Here is a 17,765-nt window from a genome sequence, read left to right as displayed (position 1 = left end):
GCATGTTTTAACGATAAAATATTTCATGCTTAGTGGAGTTATAATTCTACATGAAACAGTGCTTATCTTTCTTATTTACACTATTTGTTTGTTTGGGATTTTCCCAACAGGATAATGGGAATTTAAGAACAATACGAATTGCTGTTTCAGATTCCATTCGCATAGATTCTTTAAGTATAAATCCCTCGCGATTTATTGTATCAACTAAGAACGGAACAGAATTGGATTCAACAGCCTACACTATAGATTTTGCCAGGGCTATTTTAACGTTTAAAAAACCAATTGCCGCAGACACTATCGAAGTGTCCTATTTGCGATATCCTGAGTTTTTTACAAAGGTGTATAAACAACTAGATGATAAGATTATTGTAGATAGGTCTGAGAGCTTGAAAAAGCTATATAGGTTGGAGAATACGTCTCAGCGTAATACATTTATACCTTTTGATGGACTAACGACCTCTGGAAGCATTTCAAGAGGAGTTACCATCGGTAATAATCAAAATTCTGTACTTAACAGCGAATTAGACCTTCAGATTTCCGGCAAGTTAAGTGACAAGGTATCCTTACGGGCTTCTATACAGGATGCTAATATTCCCTTGCAGGAAAGTGGTTATTCCCAACGGTTGGATGAGTTTGACCAAGTATTTATCGAATTGTTTAGTGATAACTGGAATATAAGAGCGGGGGACATAGATTTAATTAATACACAAAGTTACTTTGCCCAATTCACCAAGCGTGTACAGGGACTGTTGGTAAATGCGAATTTAAGTGAAAAAACCAACGTATTTGCATCTGGAGCTTTAGTCCGTGGCCAATTTACCACAACACAGTTCACGGCTCAGGAAGGCAACCAAGGGCCTTATAAGCTAAGGGGTCCCAATAACGAATTGTTTGTCTTGGTCGTATCTGGTAGTGAAACCGTATATGTTAATGGTGTTCCATTAGAACGCGGTGAAAATCGGGATTATATTATAGACTATAATGCTGGTGAGCTAATCTTTAATTCTACCTTTCCGATAACATCTGAAATGAGGATTACCGTAGATTACCAATTTAGTGAGCGTAATTATTCCCGATTCACAGTGTTTGGTGGGAGTAGTTTCAAAACCGAAAAGTTTGACCTAAATGTTTCTGTGTATTCTGAAAGTGATGCAAAAAATCAGCCTTTACAGCAAAATCTATCTAATGAGCAAATTCAGATTTTAGCTGATGCTGGTGACGACCGAAGTTTGATGGTTGCGCCATCCGCAAGCCAAGAGTCCTTCTCCGAAAACAGAATATTGTATAGAAAGGACATTGTTGACGGGGTTGAAATCTTTGTGTTTTCCAATAACCCAGAAGATGAATTGTTCAGTGTAAGATTTACATTGGTAGGTTCAAATCAAGGAAATTATATTTTGAGTAATACCAATGCGGTAAGTAATATTTTTGAATATGTCGCTCCTGTTGGTGGTGTCCCACAAGGGAATTATGAGCCCATAATTCAACTCATCGCGCCCGAGCGCTTGCAAGTGGCTGTTGCTAATGGTCGGTACCGACCTACGGAAAGAACAAATGTATTTTTTGAACTTGCAGGAAGTAAAAATGACGCTAATTTATTTTCAGATTTAGATGATGATGATAACGATGGGTTTGCTGGGAAACTAAAAGTCCAGCAGCAACTTATTGCTTCTGATAGTTTGTGGAATTTATCTGCCTTGGTGGATGCCGATTTTCTTCAAGAAAATTTCAGGACCATTCAACGGCTTTATCGTGCAGAGTTTAATCGTGATTGGAATTTGGAAGACAATCGAGATGAACAAGGTAATTTTATTTTGGGGAATCAACTCCTTATGACTTCCGGACTGCAGCTTGCTCATTCAAAAAAGGGAACGGCCTCCTATACCTTTGAATACCTCGATTACGAGAATAATTTTAATGGTAGCAGACATAATCTAAATGCCAATTTACGCTTAGGAAATTTCAATATCTTTTCATTGTCAAGTGTTTTGAATAGTGAGAGTACCGTCAATAGCTCTACGTTTTTTAGGTCATTCAATCGAATAGTTTACGCAAAAAACAAAAAATGGCTAGGTGCCAAGTTTGGTGTTGAGGACAATGAACAAAAGGCAATAGCTACAGATTCTTTAACACCATTAAGCCAACGGTTTTCTGCTTATGAAGCCTTTGTTGGAATAGGAGATAGCACAAAGGTATTCACTGAAATAGGATACATTAAACGATTCAATGACAGTTTACGTAATAATAACATAGAACGTGTCAATACGTCTAATACTTACTATTTAAAGTCACGTTTAATCCAAAACAAATTTACTAACCTTCAGTTATTTGTTAATTACAGGGATTTAAAAGCCAGGGATGATACATCTCCCGATGAACAGAGTTTGAACAGTAGGTTAAATTATAATCAAAAATTATTCAATAATATTATTACTTGGAATACGAGTTTTGAGACTAACTCGGGGACCTTGCCACAGCAAGATTTTACCTATGTTGAAGTGGAGGCGGGGCAAGGAGCTTACACCTGGATTGATTATAACGAAAACGGGATTCAGGAACTCGATGAATTTGAGCTGGCCCAATTTCAGGATGAGGGTAGTTATATACGGGTGCTTCTACCCAATCAAGTGTTTGTGAGGACCCATCAAAATCGTTTCAGTCAAACCTTAACCTTAAATCCTCAACAATGGAGTAAATCTGAAAATAAAACTCGTAAGCTCTTTTCTCATTTTTATAATCAAACGTCTTATTTGGTCGATCGAAAATTAAGGCGAGAAGGCAATAATTTCAATCTAAACCCTTTTGAAAGTGATGAAGACAATGAGCTTGCCCTTAATAATAGTATTCGAAATGTCTTGTTTTACAATAGGGGGAAACAGCGCTTTACGACATCTTACACCTTTCTCACTAATACGAGTAGAAATCTATTATCCGTTGGATTTCAAGAGAATCAATTGACCAATCACCAGCTCAATTTTAACCATAAGTTTGCTCAAAGTTGGCTGGTTAATGTCTTGGGAAGTCTCGGCACAGATGAAAGTACGAGTGAAAATTTTGCCAATCGTAATTTTAAAATCGATGAGGAGCGTTTACAATCAAAATTATCCTATCTCTTTAATGAAAATTCACAATTTGATATCTTCTATCAATATACGTCGAAAACAAACACCATAGGTAATTTAGAGTCCTTGGCACAAAATAATTATGGTCTGTCATTTACCTATAATAATGCTCAGAAAGTTGCACTTACAGGCGAGCTTAATTTTTTTCAGAATGATTTTGTAGGTAACCCCAACACACCAGTATCCTATCAAATGCTTGAGGGTTTGCAACCTGGACGAAATTTTACTTGGAGCCTATTAGCACAGAAAAAACTCACTAAGTTTCTCGATTTAAATCTCAATTATTTTGGGAGAAAAACTGAAACATCTAAAGCTATTCATACAGGAACCATACAGTTAAAGGCATATTTTTAAACCTTTTGTGATATAAGTCACTTAATTACATATTAAATTTTATAAATTTGGTTTGATGCAAAAACCGGTTACCATATTATTTTCTGCTTTAATACTCTTACAGAGTTTAAACATAAGCATGCAAGATATTGCTAAGTTCGGTGTGCTTTTAGAACATGCTAATTACCATCAAGAAACCTATGGTGATTCCTTCTTTGAATTTATAGTTGAACATTATGGCAGCCTGGATTATCAAGATGGCGTTGAGCACGACGAGCATGATGATTTGCCATTTAAGCAAAGTCATCAAACCAGTACCCATGTCAATTCAGTATTTGTCTTAAATGATTTCTCCTTTAGCCTTGATGACGCTAAAATTTTGGAGGTACCTTTTAACTTTTTATATAAAGATTCTTATTCCCTTCTGGTAAAACCTTCAGTTTTTCAACCACCCAAAACAGCATAATTCAGTACCTTATTAAACTTATTAATTCTGTTATCGAACATAACAGGAGTTATTTTATTTATTGAATTATGTTAGAAAAAATCATAAGATTTAGCTTAAAGAATAAGCTAATTGTATTGTTATTAACTGTTGCTGCCATTGGGTTTGGGCTGTTTTCCCTCACGCAAATATCTGTTGGTGCCGTACCGGATATCACTAACAATCAAGTGCAAGTTATTACAACCTCTAAACATTTGTCTACGCAAGATGTTGAGCAATTTATTTCGTATCCTATAGAATTAGAAATGGCCAATTTACCTGGGGTAAAGGAAATAAGATCCGTATCTAAGTTTGGCTTGTCAGTTGTTACTATTGTTTTTGAGGACGATATGGGTACGTATTTGCCAAGACAACTTATCTCTGAAAAAATTAAATCTGCCTCTGAAAAGATACCTAGAAATTTTGGATCGCCAGAAATGGGTCCCATAACGACAGGCCTTGGTGAAATCTATCAATACATTTTAGATGTGAAACCAGGATTTGAAAACGTGTATTCCATTACGGATCTAAGAACCATTCAAGATTGGATTGTAAAAAGACAGTTGTCAGGTATTCCAGGGGTTGTTGAAGTGAATACTTGGGGTGGTTATCTCAAACAATATGAAGTGGCGATTAATTCTAGCAAGTTAAACGCGATGAACATAACAACAACTGAGATTTTTGATGCCTTAGAGAAAAATAATAGTATTGCAGGTGGTGGCTATATAGAGAAAGCCCAGGAAACTTATTTTATACGGGGCGAGGGCCTTGTAAAGTCTTTGGATGATATAAGGAATATTGTTGTGAGGCAAGACATTGCGCCAATTTATATAAAAGACGTTGCAGACGTTCAATTTGGGCATGCAACCCGCTTTGGGGCCATAACAGGAAATGGTGAGGGAGAAAAGGTCTTAGGTCAGATTATGATGTTAAAGGACGGAAGTTCTAAGGATATTATAAATGCCGTTAAAGTCCGTTTAGATGAAATAAGAAATAGTTTACCTGAGGGTGTTTATATCAACGGATTTTTAGACAGAAGTGAACTCATAGACAAAACCACATTTACTGTTTCAGAAAATCTAATTTTAGGTTCTTTAATTGTGATCTTCGTCGTAGTGTTGTTGTTGGGAAATTTAAGATCTGGTCTAGTGGTAGCTTCGGTAATTCCATTGAGCTTGCTATTTGCCATAAGCCTAATGAATCTTTTTGATGTAGACGCCAACCTAATGAGTTTAGGGGCAATAGATTTCGGTATTATCATAGATGGCGCTGTGATTATAGTGGAATTTATAGCGTTTACGATTGTATCCCAGAGTCAACATCTCGAGACACTTTCAAAAAAGGAGAGGCAATCACAAATTGATGCTATTACCTTGAAAAGCGCTTCTAAAATGATGAACTCTGCTATATTCGGTCAACTGATTATACTTATTGTATTTATTCCGATTTTGTCTTTAAGTGGTGTAGAGGGCAAGATGTTTAAACCTATGGCCCTAACATTTAGCTTTGCTTTAATTGGGGCTATGTTGTTATGTATAACCTATGTGCCTGTGGTATCTTCCTTATTTTTAAAATCCAGTAGACCTGGAAAAAAGAATATCGCCATCAGGTTAATCTCGGTAATTAACTACATGTATGAACCGACGATAAAATGGGCTTTGCATCATAAGAAAATAGTTTTAGGTGCAGCAATACTTTTGTTGAGCGTAAGTGTGCTGCTATTCAGTAAAATGGGAGGGGAATTTGTGCCAACCTTAGATGAAGGGGATTTTGTTATTCAACCTGTACTCAAAACAGGGACCTCCCTAACTAAAACCATTGAAGTTACGACACAAATTGAAAAAATATTAATAGATAATTTTCCTGAAGTAGACCAAGTCGTCAGTAGGATTGGAGCTGCAGAAATACCAACAGATCCAATGTCTATGGAAGAAAGTGACGTTATCATAAAACTAAAACCAAAAGGCGAATGGGTAACCGCAGACACAAAAGACGAACTTGCAGAACAGTTTAAGGAAGCCCTAGCTATTATACCAGATATGGAACTAGAATTCACCCAACCTATAGAAATGCGTTTTAATGAATTAATAACAGGGGTACGAACGGATCTTGCTATAAAAATATTTGGAGAGGACCTTTCCGTCTTAGGGAATAAGGCTGAAGAAGTGAAACGTTTAATTATGGATATAGAAGGCGCGTCCGACATAACCATAGAGAAGGTTGAAGGATTACCACAAATGTTGGTTAAATTTAACAGACAAAAAATTGCACGCTATGGGCTAAATATACAAGACGTAAATCACGTTATCGCTATGGGTTTTTCGGGAGCTGTTGTAGGCCAAGTATTTGAAGGTGAAAAACATTTTGATTTGGTCGTTCGGTTGAACAAGGATTATAGGCAAGATATGGAAAACCTTAAAAATTTATTCATAGATGTACCATCAGGAGATAAAATACCCCTTTCTGAATTAGCAAGTATAAATTACACCACAGGACCAGCCAAAATTTCAAGAGATGACACCAAGCGTCGAATTGTTGTGGGTGTTAATGTGAGAGATAGGGATTTACAATCTGTTGTAGATGACGTAAGAACCATTTTAAATAAAGATTTAAAATTACCTGTGGGCTACAACATTAGTTATGGCGGTCAGTTTGAAAATTTACAAAGTGCCAAAAATAGGTTGTTAGTGGCAGTACCTGTAGCACTTATCCTAATATTTTTTATGCTGTTCTTTGCCTTTGGTTCAGTGAGGGAAGCTTTAATGGTCTATTCTGCAATTCCTCTCTCAGCTGTAGGTGGTGTAATGCTACTTTGGATGCGCAACTTGCCATTTAGTATTTCCGCAGGAGTTGGGTTTATTGCCTTATTTGGTATCGCAGTGTTAAATGGCATAGTTTTAATAGAACATTTTAAAGCCCTTAAAAAAGAAGGTTTTGCAACTGTTGAAGAACTAATTATGCGTGGTACCTCAGAGCGTCTGCGACCTGTATTATTGACAGCCATGGCGGCTGCATTGGGCTTCTTACCAATGGCTGTTTCTACCAATGCCGGTGCTGAGGTACAAAGACCCTTGGCAACCGTGGTTATTGGGGGTTTAATTTCAGCAACTTTTTTAACCTTAGTAGTGCTTCCTGTATTATATGCCTGGTTCGAAGAGAAAAGGAAACCTAAACTAAACAAAACTCATATAGCTACTGTAATTATGTTTACGCTAGGGGTCTCAGCATTCGCACAGCAAAAGCCCTTAACGGTTGATCAGGTTTATGAATTGGCCATAGAACATAATGCATCGGTTAAAGCGTCGCGCTTAAAAGTAGATGAAGCTACTATGACTAAAAAAGCAGTACAGTTTTTCAATAAGACCAATGTGTATTACAGTTACGACCAAAATAACCTTGCAATTAACGACAGGCCTATTGGTGTTTTTGGAGTTGCTCAAGATTTTAAGTTTCCAACAGCTTTCATTGCTGAGAAACAATTGAATGAGGAAGGCTTAAATATGCAAGTATCACAGCATAATGTGAATCTTCAGTTATTGAAACGTAATATTTATGCAGCGTTTTACCAGCTTAATTATGAAGAGCAAAAAACGGAGACCTACAGATTTCTAGATAGTCTTTACGCAGATTTCGCTGCTAAGGCAAAACGAAGATTTGAGCTTGGTGAAACGAATTATCTTGAAATGATAACGGCGCAATCTAAGCAACGGCAAATAGCGACATTATATAAGCAATCAGAACACCAGGTACTGTACAATCAGGAACATTTAAAAAAATTGATTCAAATTGATACCATATCCATAAGCACAGGGAAACTACCCTTGCCACAGCAAGAGTTAAGGAGTTTAGTGCTAGATGACAATTTTGGCTTAAGGTACATGGAGTCCGCACTCAACTATCAAACTGCAAAAACTAGACTTGAGAAACAAAACCTTTTACCAGATTTAACAGCTGAATATTTTCAAGGCACTAATAGTGGGCTCAACGATAATCTCATCGGCTATCAATTTGGCCTAAGGATACCTTTACTTTTCGGAGGTCAACGTGCTAAGGTAAAGGCTGCGAAACTAGCAGAAGAGGCCTTAGTTGAAGAGCGTCAAGACTATGAGGTTCAGCTAAGAGCCAAGTACAAGGGCTTATTGGAGAAATTAAAACAGTATGAAGAAGCTATTGACTATTACAACACCCAAGGACAATCTTTATCAAAGGAAATTTTAAAAACAGCAAACAGAACCTATAAAGAAGGTGAAATAGATTTTTTTCAATACATACAAAGCATTGAAACCGCAAAACAAATACAGTTGGAGTATTTAGATAATTTAAACCTTTATAACCAAACGGTTATTGAACTTAATTTTATAATTCTATAATAATGAAATCAATTAGAATCCTCATATTAGTCTCATTTCTCATATCATGTGGCAATAAGACAGAATCAAAACCAGAAGAACAATCGGTTCAAGAGCAACCAAAAAACCTAGTACTGTCAAAGGTTCAATTGGATAGTGACACCTTTCAATTAGGTAAACTCCTTGAATATAATTTTGGAGAAATTATTAATGTCACTGGGATGATTGATGTTCCGCCCCAAAATAAATCCATGATTTCAACATTTGTAGCCGGTTATATTTATAACACACCACTGCTGGTGGGAGACTTTGTCTCTAAGGGCCAGTTATTGGTGGCCTTGCAAAACCCGGAGTACATTGAAATACAGCAAAACTACATAGAAATTGGGGAGCAATTAGTCTATTTAAAATCTGAATATCAGCGACAAAAAACACTTTTTGATGAAAACATTACATCAGAGAAAAACTACTTGAAGGCCCAAAGCTTATATAAAAGTAATTTGGCGCATTTCAATAGCTTGAAGAAAAAATTGCAGATGATGAATATAAGCCCTACAAATGTTGAAGCTGGTAATATATCTTCAGTTATCAAAATATATGCTCCAATTGAGGGTTATGTTACTAAGGTAAATGTCAGTAACGGTGCTTATGTGTCACCAAATGATGTCATACTCGAAATTGTGGATACTGAACATATACATTTGGAACTATCGGTATTTGAAAAGGACATCATGAAAGTTAAAAAGGGACAAAAAATCGAATTCAAAATTCCCGAAGCGAGTGACGACTTATTTCAAGCTGAGGTTCATCTTGTCGGTACGACAATTGACCAAACCACAAGACGTGTAAAAGTACATGGTCATGTAGACAATGAAAAAAACCAGTTTATTGTTGGTATGTATGTGAATGCGGAAATATTAGTTAATGTAGATTCTGCCCTTGGCCTACCAATGACTGCAATTATTAAGGATGGTGAAGCATCATATGTCTATGCGGTTAAAGACAAAAAAGAGGCGCATTACGACTTGGAAAAGTTTAGTGTTGACTTAGGCAAAACAGCTGAAAATTATGTTGAAATCCTTAATGTCGATCAGCTAAAAGATAAAATGATAGTATTGAAAGGAGCTGATAAATTAGTTGAAACCAATAGTACCTTAAATTAGTATCAAGTCATGTAGATGAAAAGAAAATGACTTCTTCATATTTTCTAGGCAACCTTAGTCCTTAAAAATAAAAAAGTCAGAATCACCGATCCTCAAGATTTTTTATTGTTTGATCGAGTCTAACGCAACCTTTACCCTTTTTTGCATCTAAGCATAAACAGAAATCATATTAACAATATTAAACATTATGAAAAACACCTTTTTGGCTTTCTTACTATCTATTTCTTCAATTGTTGCCATTGCACAAGACCAAGCAGAAGAAAGCATATCTATTTTTGACCGGAAACACGAAGTACGTCTTGGGAGTATTAAACTGTTATCTGGTTTCATATTTGAAGGGGCTTATGAGTATATTATCAATAGCAATCAAGGTATAGGTGCCTACGCACTCATTAATTTAGATAAGAGTAATGATTGGTTTGAAAATTATTCATTAACGCCTTATTACCGCATGTATTTTCAAACTAACGAGGATTATGGGGCAAAGGGTTTTTTTATTGAAGGTTTTGGCTCATTTTTCTTAACTGATTTTGATTTGGAGGATGCTATTAATAATAGTGATAATGAGGAAGTTTTTGATATATCCATAGGTTTGGCCTTGGGCAAGAAATGGATAAATACATCTGGTTTTGTTTTCGAAATTAAAATAGGTGCAGGGAGAAATCTTTTGGGTAATGCCGATTTTGATGCGATGATAAAAGGTGACTTCTATATTGGTTATCGTTTCTAAATTCTAAATAGAGACAATAACTTAGTATTTGACCAAAGCTGAATGAACATGAGAAAATCCTAAAACATCCGCTGCAACCAATATTTCATCTCCACTTCTGCCTTAATTAAAGCTTTAAGATCCTCAATTTTTACACGCTTCTGCTCCATTGTATCTCTATGACGTATGGTTACAGAATTGTCGTCTAAAGTGTCGTGATCTACTGTAATACAAAAAGGAGTTCCAACTGCATCTTGCCGTCTGTAGCGTCTGCCGACTGCATCTTTTTCGTCGTAGGTGATGTTGAAGTCCCATTTTAAATCCTCAACGATTTGCTTGGCAATTTCTGGTAAACCATCTTTTTTAACCAATGGAAATATGGCTGCTTTAGTTGGTGCTAATACAGCAGGTAATTTTAAAACGGTTCTTGTAGTGCCGTTCTCCAAGTCTTCTTCCTGAAGGGCATTGGAGAACACGGCTAAAAACATTCGGTCGAGACCGATAGATGTTTCAAGCACATATGGTGTATAGCTTTCGTTTTCTTCGGGATCAAAATACTGAAGTTTTTTGCCAGAGTATTCTTCGTGTTGTTTTAAATCGAAATCGGTACGCGAATGAATACCTTCTAATTCTTTAAAACCAAAGGGGAAATTAAATTCAATATCAGTGGCAGCATCTGCGTAATGTGCTAGTTTTTCGTGGTCGTGGAAGCGATAATTTTCAGAACCTAACCCAAGACTTTCATGCCATTTTAAACGTGCATCTTTCCAATACTCAAACCATTCTTTTTGCGTACCTGGTTTAATAAAGAACTGCATTTCCATTTGTTCAAATTCGCGCATTCTAAAAATGAACTGTCGTGCAACGATTTCATTTCTGAAGGCCTTTCCGGTTTGTGCAATACCAAAAGGTATTTTCATGCGTCCCGTTTTTTGTACATTTAGGAAATTAACAAAGATACCTTGAGCTGTTTCAGGACGTAAGTACAAATCTGTTGCATGCTCAGCCGAGGCGCCAAGCTTGGTGCCAAACATAAGATTGAACTGCTTTACATCTGTCCAGTTTTTACTTCCTGTTAAAGGATCGGCAATTTCCAGCTCTTCAATTAGGGCTTTTACATCGGCCAGATCTTCTTTCTCTAAAGACTGGCCTAAACGTTTAAGAACACTATCTATTTTTTCTTGGTATCCTAGGACTCTTCCATTTGTAGAAAGGAATTCGTCCTTATTAAAAGCATCGCCGAAGCGTTTGGCGGCTTTGGCAACCTCCTTATTTATCTTTACTTCGATTTTTAAACAATAGTCTTCAACTAGGACATCTGCTCTATAGCGTTTCTTGGAATCTTTATTGTCAATTAGAGGGTCGTTAAAGGCGTCAACATGCCCAGAAGCCTTCCATGTGGTTGGGTGCATAAATATAGCAGCATCAATACCTACGATATTATCATGCATCTGAACCATGGCCTTCCACCAATACTCACGAATATTGTTCTTAAGCTCCACGCCATTTTGAGCATAGTCATAAACGGCACTTAAGCCATCATAGATTTCACTGCTCTGAAATACGTAACCATACTCCTTTGCATGTGAGATTACCTTTTTGAAATTGTCGTCATTTGCCATGGTACAAAAATAAAAAACCGCCCTAATTAAAGTGCGGTTTTTAAAAATAATATCTTTTGTTTAGTTGAGCTTTATACTTGTGCTGCCTAGTTTTACATTATTATGAAAAACATTGACAAAATAATAGCCCTTGGACAACGGTTTATCATCCTCACTGGCAATAATGGCCGTGCATATATCCAGATTTGAATTATTGTAGTCTACAACCTCCATTTTACTGTAAATAAGAGACGTATCTCCAAACTTAATTTCCCCTTTATCCGAGACTATATTGCCTTGCGGGCTTACAATTTGAATATAAATATCTTTAGGGCCTTTCACCGTGAGCGGGTTTTCATTGAGCGCGAAGCATACATCAATTGCATTAGAGCGCCTCGCACGAGATGTGTAGCGTTTCTTGCCTCCCTTTAGTTTATACGATTTGGCTTCAATTTTACCCGCTTTTAATATAGCGGCGTTGTCAATAGTTCTATTTAAGGAATCATTGACTTCTTCGAGCTGATTTATAGCCATGGATTTTTTTTCGACGGCCGTTAGAGCGTAACGCTTTTCTTTTTCTAAAAGTTTATTGGCAGAATTAAGAGAGTCAATTGTGCTCACAAGCAGCTTGCTCTTTGATTTTAAGAGTATAAGCTGATCTTTAAACTTAGTGATTATTGATAAGTCACTTTTTAACAATCTTAAAGAATCTAAAGCTTGTTTAGTTTCTAGTTTGGCCTCTTGGAGCTGAGTAGCCATAAGATCGTAATCTTCGCTAAGTTCGTCATAACTTTCAAGCATTTCCGATAGTTCCTTTTCTATCAAAAACTTCTCTTGTCTTAAGAATTCTTCGTAGGATTTGATGGATTTATAATTAGTAAAACTAAAAATTCCTAAAACAGTTAAAACGACCAGTAAAGAACCTATAATTAATCTGTAGTTAAAAAATTGAGGGTTAACTATCATAATTAATTTCTTAATTTGAAGCGAAATTAGAGCTAATTAAATTCTCAATTTATTTTAATCGATTAAGTGGTAAAAAATTTGTTAAACCTGTTCTTTCCAAAAATCTGCGAAGCATGTGATAATGTTTTGAAAGATAATGAGCTGGTGATTTGTTTAAAATGCAGGCACGAGCTGCCCATTACCAATTTTCATTTTGATAATCCTGAGGCGGTTAAAAAAGTATTATATGGTCGTGTAAAGCTCGTAAACGCCACGGCGCTTTTACATTTTTCTAAAAAAGGCCTAGTACAACAATTATTACACAATTTAAAGTATAAAGGTCACGAAAATATAAGTGAGTTCTTTGGTAATTGGTTAGGGGCAGAATTGAAGACCATTGATGATTATAAATCGATAGACGTGGTAATACCCGTGCCATTGCATCCATCAAAAATGAGAAAACGAGGGTATAATCAAGTCACAAAATTTGCAAGGTCTATGGCAAAGGAGTTGGATATTAGTTATAATGACAAGGTTCTTGTAAAGACAAGAAATACAAAAACACAGGTGTTTAAAAATAGACTTAAACGTTGGACAGACGATAGAGGTCTTTTTAGAATAACGGAAGACCAGTCCCTAAAAGGTAAGCATATTCTGCTTGTTGACGATATTATTACTACTGGTGCCACGGTAGAAGCCTGTGCAGCGGTTCTACTAAAGATTGAAAAAATAAAGTTAAGCCTTGCTACTATGGCAATAGCCGATTGATTTTTTCGTTTCTTTCTATTAATATTGTTTCTTTGTGCAAATAGTTTTTAGTTCATGGTTAAAACCTTTATACGGTTAACGGTCATTGTTTTTTTTATCTGCGCAACCTTTGCTTGTGCCAACAGAGGTACCCCTGCAGGAGGTGAGAAGGACATGGACCCACCCATTATAGAAAAAGTGGTGCCAGAGAATTTTTCAACCAATTTTAAGGGTGATGAAATTAGGATTTATTTCGATGAATATGTCAAAATAAAAGATTTACAAAAGCAGCTGATTATCTCGCCTCCGATGGATAATCAACCTGTTATTTTACCTTTGGGTGGTGCAAGTAAATACATCAGTATAAAAATTAAGGATACACTAAAAGAGAATACAACCTATGCCTTTAATTTTGGAGAGAGTATTGTAGACAACAATGAGGAAAATCCTTATCCATATTATCGATATGTCTTTTCCACAGGAGATGCGATTGATTCTCTTTCGGTAAAAGGTTTTGTCGTTGACGCCTTACTTAGGGAACCTGACGATTTTATTTCGGTTATGCTCTACGAAGTTGACTCTACCTTTACAGACTCTATTGTTTATAAAGAGAAGCCGAGGTATATCACCAATACCTTAGATAGCCTTACCTCTTTCAGTGTTGATAATGTAAAGGAAGGCACCTATAAACTAATTGCCCTGAAAGACAAAAACAATAACTACAAATTTGACCAAAAGGAAGACAAAATAGCATTTGAAAAGAATGTTATTAAGGTTCCAGGAGACTCTTCATTATATGAGCTTAAATTATTTAAGGAGAAGGCAAATTACAGAGCGGTAAAGCCAAAACAGGAAGCAGGTTCAAAAATAATTTTCCCTTATGAAGGTGAGTTTGAGTCCATGCAAATAACGGTTATGGGAGAAAAGCCAGAAGGTTATGTGTATAGAATTACTAAAGAGCCTAAAACAGACACTTTAAATTACTGGTATAAACCAGATTTTGAAGTTGATACAACTTTTTTTATCGTGACTAATAAAAAGGAGATAGATACATTTAAACATCGTTTTAGAAAATTGGAAAAGGACTCATTGGCGCTTAATATAGTATATTCAAGTACTCTAAATTTTAATCAGGATTTTACTCTTGAGGCCAGTACACCACTTTCTAAAATTGATGAGTCTAAGATTTCATTGATAGAAAAGGACTCTTTAGATGTTCCTTTTAAGGTTGAATACGACTCCATTCTCAATAGAGTGGCATTCAAGGTTGAAAAGGAGGAAGGCCAAAAGTATTACTTTAAAATGTTGCCCGAGACTTTCACAGACTTTTTTGAAAGTACCAATAAGGACACACTGAGCTATACGGTTAGGACCAAGATGAAATCTGAATATGGCAATATCAGGGTGAATTTAAAAAATGCTAAATTTCCATTGATTGTCCAGTTAGTTGATAGTCAGGGCAAAGTAGAATATGAGCGCTACACAACCGATGTGCCAGTAGTGGACTTTAGAGATATTTTGCCAAAACAATATGGCCTACGGGCCATTTTTGACAGCAACGCGAATAAAAAATATGATTCCGGAAATTATTTATTGGGACTACAGCCCGAACGCGTAAGTTACGCCCCACCTATACCTGAAGTTAGAGCAAATTTTGATCAGATTATTGAGTTTATTCTTTTAGAGTAAAATGGTCTCTATCGTTAAGGAACCCTAGCTTTTCCCTGTATTTTTTTATGTCATTTTTATCTAATGAGACTATGGTCATTTGTTCCATATTTGGTGAGGTGCCACCTATTGTGTTTCCAAGAACACCATAAGCTGCAGAATGTCCTGGATAGTCATGGTTGCTTCCATCACGACCAACTCTATTTACACCAATACAGTAACTCATATTTTCTATGGCACGAGCTTTTAACAACGCATCCCAAGCATTAATTCTAGGACTAGGCCAATTAGCAACATAGATTAATACATCGTAATCTTCAGAATTTCTGGACCAAACAGGGAATCGTAAGTCATAACAGATCATGGGGCATATTTTCCAACCTTCAAAATTAAATACGACTTTTTCCTGTCCTGCTTCAAAAACTTTATCCTCTCCAGCTAATGTAAAGGTGTGGCGCTTATTATAGGTATGGATATCACCGTCTGGCGTCACAAAAATCAGTCTATTATAATAAACACCATTTTCTTTAATTACGAGGCTACCTGTTATTGCCGCATTTTTTTTCTTTGAGAGCTGATGCATCCACGAGACGGTTGTTCCATTCATGGTTTCAGCCACATTTTTGGGATTCATAGTAAAGCCAGACGTAAACATTTCCGGTAAGATAATTAAGTCTACAGGCTCGTTTATTTGAGAAATTTTATCACCAATTTGCTTCCTGTTTCGCTCTGGGTTTTCCCAAACTAAATCAAATTGGCCTAATGCAATATTCAACGCTGTTTTCATAAGCTAAAAATAGAAAAATATTTACCTTTTGTAATACTTTGCAAAATGGAATTAGATTAACGCAACTCCTCTAATTTCGCCTTTTTGTCCTTGACCTCCTTTTTTAACTCTTCAATATCTTCTTTAAGGGATTCAATGTCTTTTTCGCTCGCATCTTTCTTGTTTTTTAAAGCTCTCAATTTCTTCTTCTTTTCCCTTAAATCAGCTTTTGCTTCAATATAATCTTCTCTTGCTTCTTTTAAGGCGCGTCGGCGTTCCTCTGCAGCTTCTTTTTTATCTTCTAATTCCTTTAAGTCTTTTTCAAGTTCTTTTTGCGCCTCGTCTAATTCGTCTAAACGTTCTTCGGTCTGCTCCTGAGCCTTAAGTTTATCATCTAGGGTCGCAGTAATATTTCGCTTTTCCTTGTTAGTCAAGGTTTCCGTAACATCTTTGCCTTCGTAGTAAAACGAATTACCTTTAACGGTATATACCTTTCCAGAATCCATAATAACTTTTTCACTGCTACCGCAAGAAACAAGTAAACATATTACTATTACTATAATCTCAAATCGTCTCATAATCATTGTTTTTTATTAAGATATAAAAAACACTTTTGATTATGCTACGAAATTTGTTAAGACTTTTTTAAATACCATTTAGTATCTCCGCAGCTTTAATCAAGGTATCATTAGTTTTGGCGAAACACACTCTAACAACGTGATTATCTTGCTTATTTTCATTAAAAACCGAAAGAGGAATTGTAGCCAGCTTAAAATCTTTGGTTAATCGCTTTGCAAAATCCACATCATGTTCATCTGTGATTTCAGAATACTCTAACACCTGAAAATAGGTTCCTTTTGAAGGCTTAAATTTAAATCTGGACTCTGAAATTAAATTGAGAAACAAGTCGCGCTTTTGCTGGAAGAAAGAATTTAAACCGAGATAGGTTTCCGCATCTTGCATATAGTCTGCGATACCCTTTTGCGCAGGATGATTTACGGAAAACACATTGAACTGATGCACTTTTCGAAATTCTGACATTAGGACCTCGGGCGCACAACAGTAGCCAATTTTCCATCCAGTAACATGGAATGTTTTTCCGAAAGAGGCGGTTATAAAACTTCGCTGTTTTAAATCCTCGAACAGACAAACACTTTGGTGCTGTTCACCATCAAAAACAATATGTTCGTAAACCTCGTCACTTAAAACTATGATATCGGTGTCCTTGGTTAATTTTTGTAGCTGAAGCATATCTTCCTTTGACCAAATTGTACCGCTGGGATTGTGTGGTGTATTGACCATAATCATTTTGGTCTTTGAGGTGATTTTTGAAGCCACTTCTGCCCAATTGACTTTATAATCTGGTGCAGATAATTGAATTGGAACGATTTTACCTCCATTGAGTTCTACTGCAGGTTCGTAACAGTCGTATGCCGGTTTAAAGATAATAACCTCATCACCGTGATGGATAAATGCTGAAACTATGGTGTAAATAGCTTGGGTTGCACCAGCAGTAACTGTTATCTCTGTCTCAGGGTGATAGGTGCTGTTGTAAAGTAATTCATATTTGTTACAAATACCTAGACGCAGATCCAAATTACCAGCCATTGGGGCGTATTGGTTATACCCGTTATTCATGGCTTTACTCACCAAATCAATAAGCCCTTTATCACTGCTATAATTTGGAAATCCCTGCGATAAATTCAGGGCATTGTGTTTGGTGGCTAAGGCACTCATTACCGTGAATATTGTGGTATCAACCTTAGGGAGTTTTGAGATTATGTCCATATTTTAAAAATACAAATTTGTACTTAAATCATTAAAGCTTAATCCTAATTTTTATAGGAAGTTTAAACTAGTGTTAAGCAAATATGAATT

At 36.2% G+C, this 17,765-nt stretch carries 12 protein-coding genes; 7 read left to right on the top strand and 5 right to left on the bottom strand.

Annotated elements, in window-relative coordinates:
• Positions 1-50: 50 nt before the first annotated feature.
• From CA834_RS00545 to CA834_RS00525, 5 genes are all read left to right on the top strand, one after another.
• Positions 51-3,476, top strand: a complete 3,426-nt coding sequence (locus tag CA834_RS00545) for a hypothetical protein (protein WP_094966713.1) — start codon at positions 51-53, stop codon at positions 3,474-3,476.
• 55 nt (positions 3,477-3,531) lie between these two features.
• Positions 3,532-3,921, top strand: a complete 390-nt coding sequence (locus CA834_RS00540; protein WP_094966712.1) for a hypothetical protein — start codon at positions 3,532-3,534, stop codon at positions 3,919-3,921.
• Positions 3,922-3,989: 68 nt separating this feature from the next.
• The gene (locus CA834_RS00535; protein ID WP_094966711.1) at positions 3,990-8,309 is read left to right on the top strand and encodes a CusA/CzcA family heavy metal efflux RND transporter; all 4,320 of its coding nucleotides are present in this window, start codon (positions 3,990-3,992) and stop codon (positions 8,307-8,309) included.
• A 2-nt stretch (positions 8,310-8,311) separates the two neighbouring features.
• On the top strand, positions 8,312-9,451 hold the full coding sequence (locus tag CA834_RS00530; RefSeq protein ID WP_094966710.1) for an efflux RND transporter periplasmic adaptor subunit: 1,140 nt from the start codon (positions 8,312-8,314) through the stop codon (positions 9,449-9,451).
• 187 nt (positions 9,452-9,638) lie between these two features.
• Positions 9,639-10,181 carry a hypothetical protein gene (locus tag CA834_RS00525; RefSeq protein ID WP_094966709.1) on the top strand — a complete coding sequence of 181 codons (543 nt, stop codon included), beginning with the start codon at positions 9,639-9,641 and terminating at the stop codon, positions 10,179-10,181.
• Positions 10,182-10,240: 59 nt separating this feature from the next.
• On the opposite strand, the gene CA834_RS00520 is transcribed toward CA834_RS00525, so the two are convergent.
• Positions 10,241-11,782 (bottom strand): glycine--tRNA ligase, encoded by a 1,542-nt coding sequence (locus tag CA834_RS00520; RefSeq protein ID WP_094966708.1) that lies wholly within the window; start codon positions 11,780-11,782, stop codon positions 10,241-10,243.
• A 60-nt stretch (positions 11,783-11,842) separates the two neighbouring features.
• Positions 11,843-12,727: a hypothetical protein gene (locus tag CA834_RS00515; RefSeq protein ID WP_094966707.1), complete on the bottom strand. Its 885-nt coding sequence runs from the start codon at positions 12,725-12,727 to the stop codon at positions 11,843-11,845.
• Between the two features lie 66 nt (positions 12,728-12,793).
• Here CA834_RS00515 and CA834_RS00510 point away from each other — a divergent pair, with 66 nt between their 5' ends.
• A complete protein-coding gene (locus tag CA834_RS00510) occupies positions 12,794-13,474 on the top strand; it encodes a ComF family protein (protein ID WP_165764730.1) in 681 nt (226 codons plus the stop codon).
• A 54-nt stretch (positions 13,475-13,528) separates the two neighbouring features.
• The gene (locus CA834_RS00505; RefSeq protein WP_094966706.1) at positions 13,529-15,142 is read left to right on the top strand and encodes an Ig-like domain-containing protein; all 1,614 of its coding nucleotides are present in this window, start codon (positions 13,529-13,531) and stop codon (positions 15,140-15,142) included.
• Here the strand turns inward: CA834_RS00505 and CA834_RS00500 are convergent.
• From CA834_RS00500 to CA834_RS00490, 3 genes are all read right to left on the bottom strand, one after another.
• Positions 15,126-15,908: an amidohydrolase gene (locus CA834_RS00500; protein WP_094966705.1), complete on the bottom strand. Its 783-nt coding sequence runs from the start codon at positions 15,906-15,908 to the stop codon at positions 15,126-15,128. The two genes, CA834_RS00505 and CA834_RS00500, sit on opposite strands and share 17 nt — an antisense overlap.
• 56 nt (positions 15,909-15,964) lie before the next feature.
• Positions 15,965-16,465, bottom strand: a complete 501-nt coding sequence (locus CA834_RS00495; RefSeq protein WP_133085436.1) for a hypothetical protein — start codon at positions 16,463-16,465, stop codon at positions 15,965-15,967.
• 67 nt (positions 16,466-16,532) lie between these two features.
• Entirely contained in the window at positions 16,533-17,675 is a 1,143-nt protein-coding gene (locus tag CA834_RS00490; RefSeq protein WP_094966703.1) for a methionine aminotransferase, read from the bottom strand.
• Positions 17,676-17,765 lie beyond the last annotated feature (90 nt).

Origin of the sequence: Winogradskyella aurantia (genome assembly GCF_002266855.1) — a bacterium.
Taxonomy (GTDB): Bacteria; Bacteroidota; Bacteroidia; order Flavobacteriales; family Flavobacteriaceae; genus Winogradskyella; species Winogradskyella aurantia.
Note: the sequence above shows the minus strand (reverse complement) of the source record. Positions and strands in the feature narration are given on the sequence as shown.

Coding starts and splice junctions, on each gene's coding strand:
- CA834_RS00540 (WP_094966712.1), top strand. CDS start 3,532: ATGCAAAAACCGGTTACCATATTATTTTCTGCTTTAATACTCTTACAG.
- CA834_RS00490 (WP_094966703.1), bottom strand. CDS start 17,675: ATGGACATAATCTCAAAACTCCCTAAGGTTGATACCACAATATTCACG.
- CA834_RS00545 (WP_094966713.1), top strand. CDS start 51: ATGAAACAGTGCTTATCTTTCTTATTTACACTATTTGTTTGTTTGGGA.
- CA834_RS00535 (WP_094966711.1), top strand. CDS start 3,990: ATGTTAGAAAAAATCATAAGATTTAGCTTAAAGAATAAGCTAATTGTA.
- CA834_RS00505 (WP_094966706.1), top strand. CDS start 13,529: ATGGTTAAAACCTTTATACGGTTAACGGTCATTGTTTTTTTTATCTGC.
- CA834_RS00500 (WP_094966705.1), bottom strand. CDS start 15,908: ATGAAAACAGCGTTGAATATTGCATTAGGCCAATTTGATTTAGTTTGG.
- CA834_RS00520 (WP_094966708.1), bottom strand. CDS start 11,782: ATGGCAAATGACGACAATTTCAAAAAGGTAATCTCACATGCAAAGGAG.
- CA834_RS00515 (WP_094966707.1), bottom strand. CDS start 12,727: ATGATAGTTAACCCTCAATTTTTTAACTACAGATTAATTATAGGTTCT.
- CA834_RS00525 (WP_094966709.1), top strand. CDS start 9,639: ATGAAAAACACCTTTTTGGCTTTCTTACTATCTATTTCTTCAATTGTT.
- CA834_RS00495 (WP_133085436.1), bottom strand. CDS start 16,465: ATGAGACGATTTGAGATTATAGTAATAGTAATATGTTTACTTGTTTCT.
- CA834_RS00530 (WP_094966710.1), top strand. CDS start 8,312: ATGAAATCAATTAGAATCCTCATATTAGTCTCATTTCTCATATCATGT.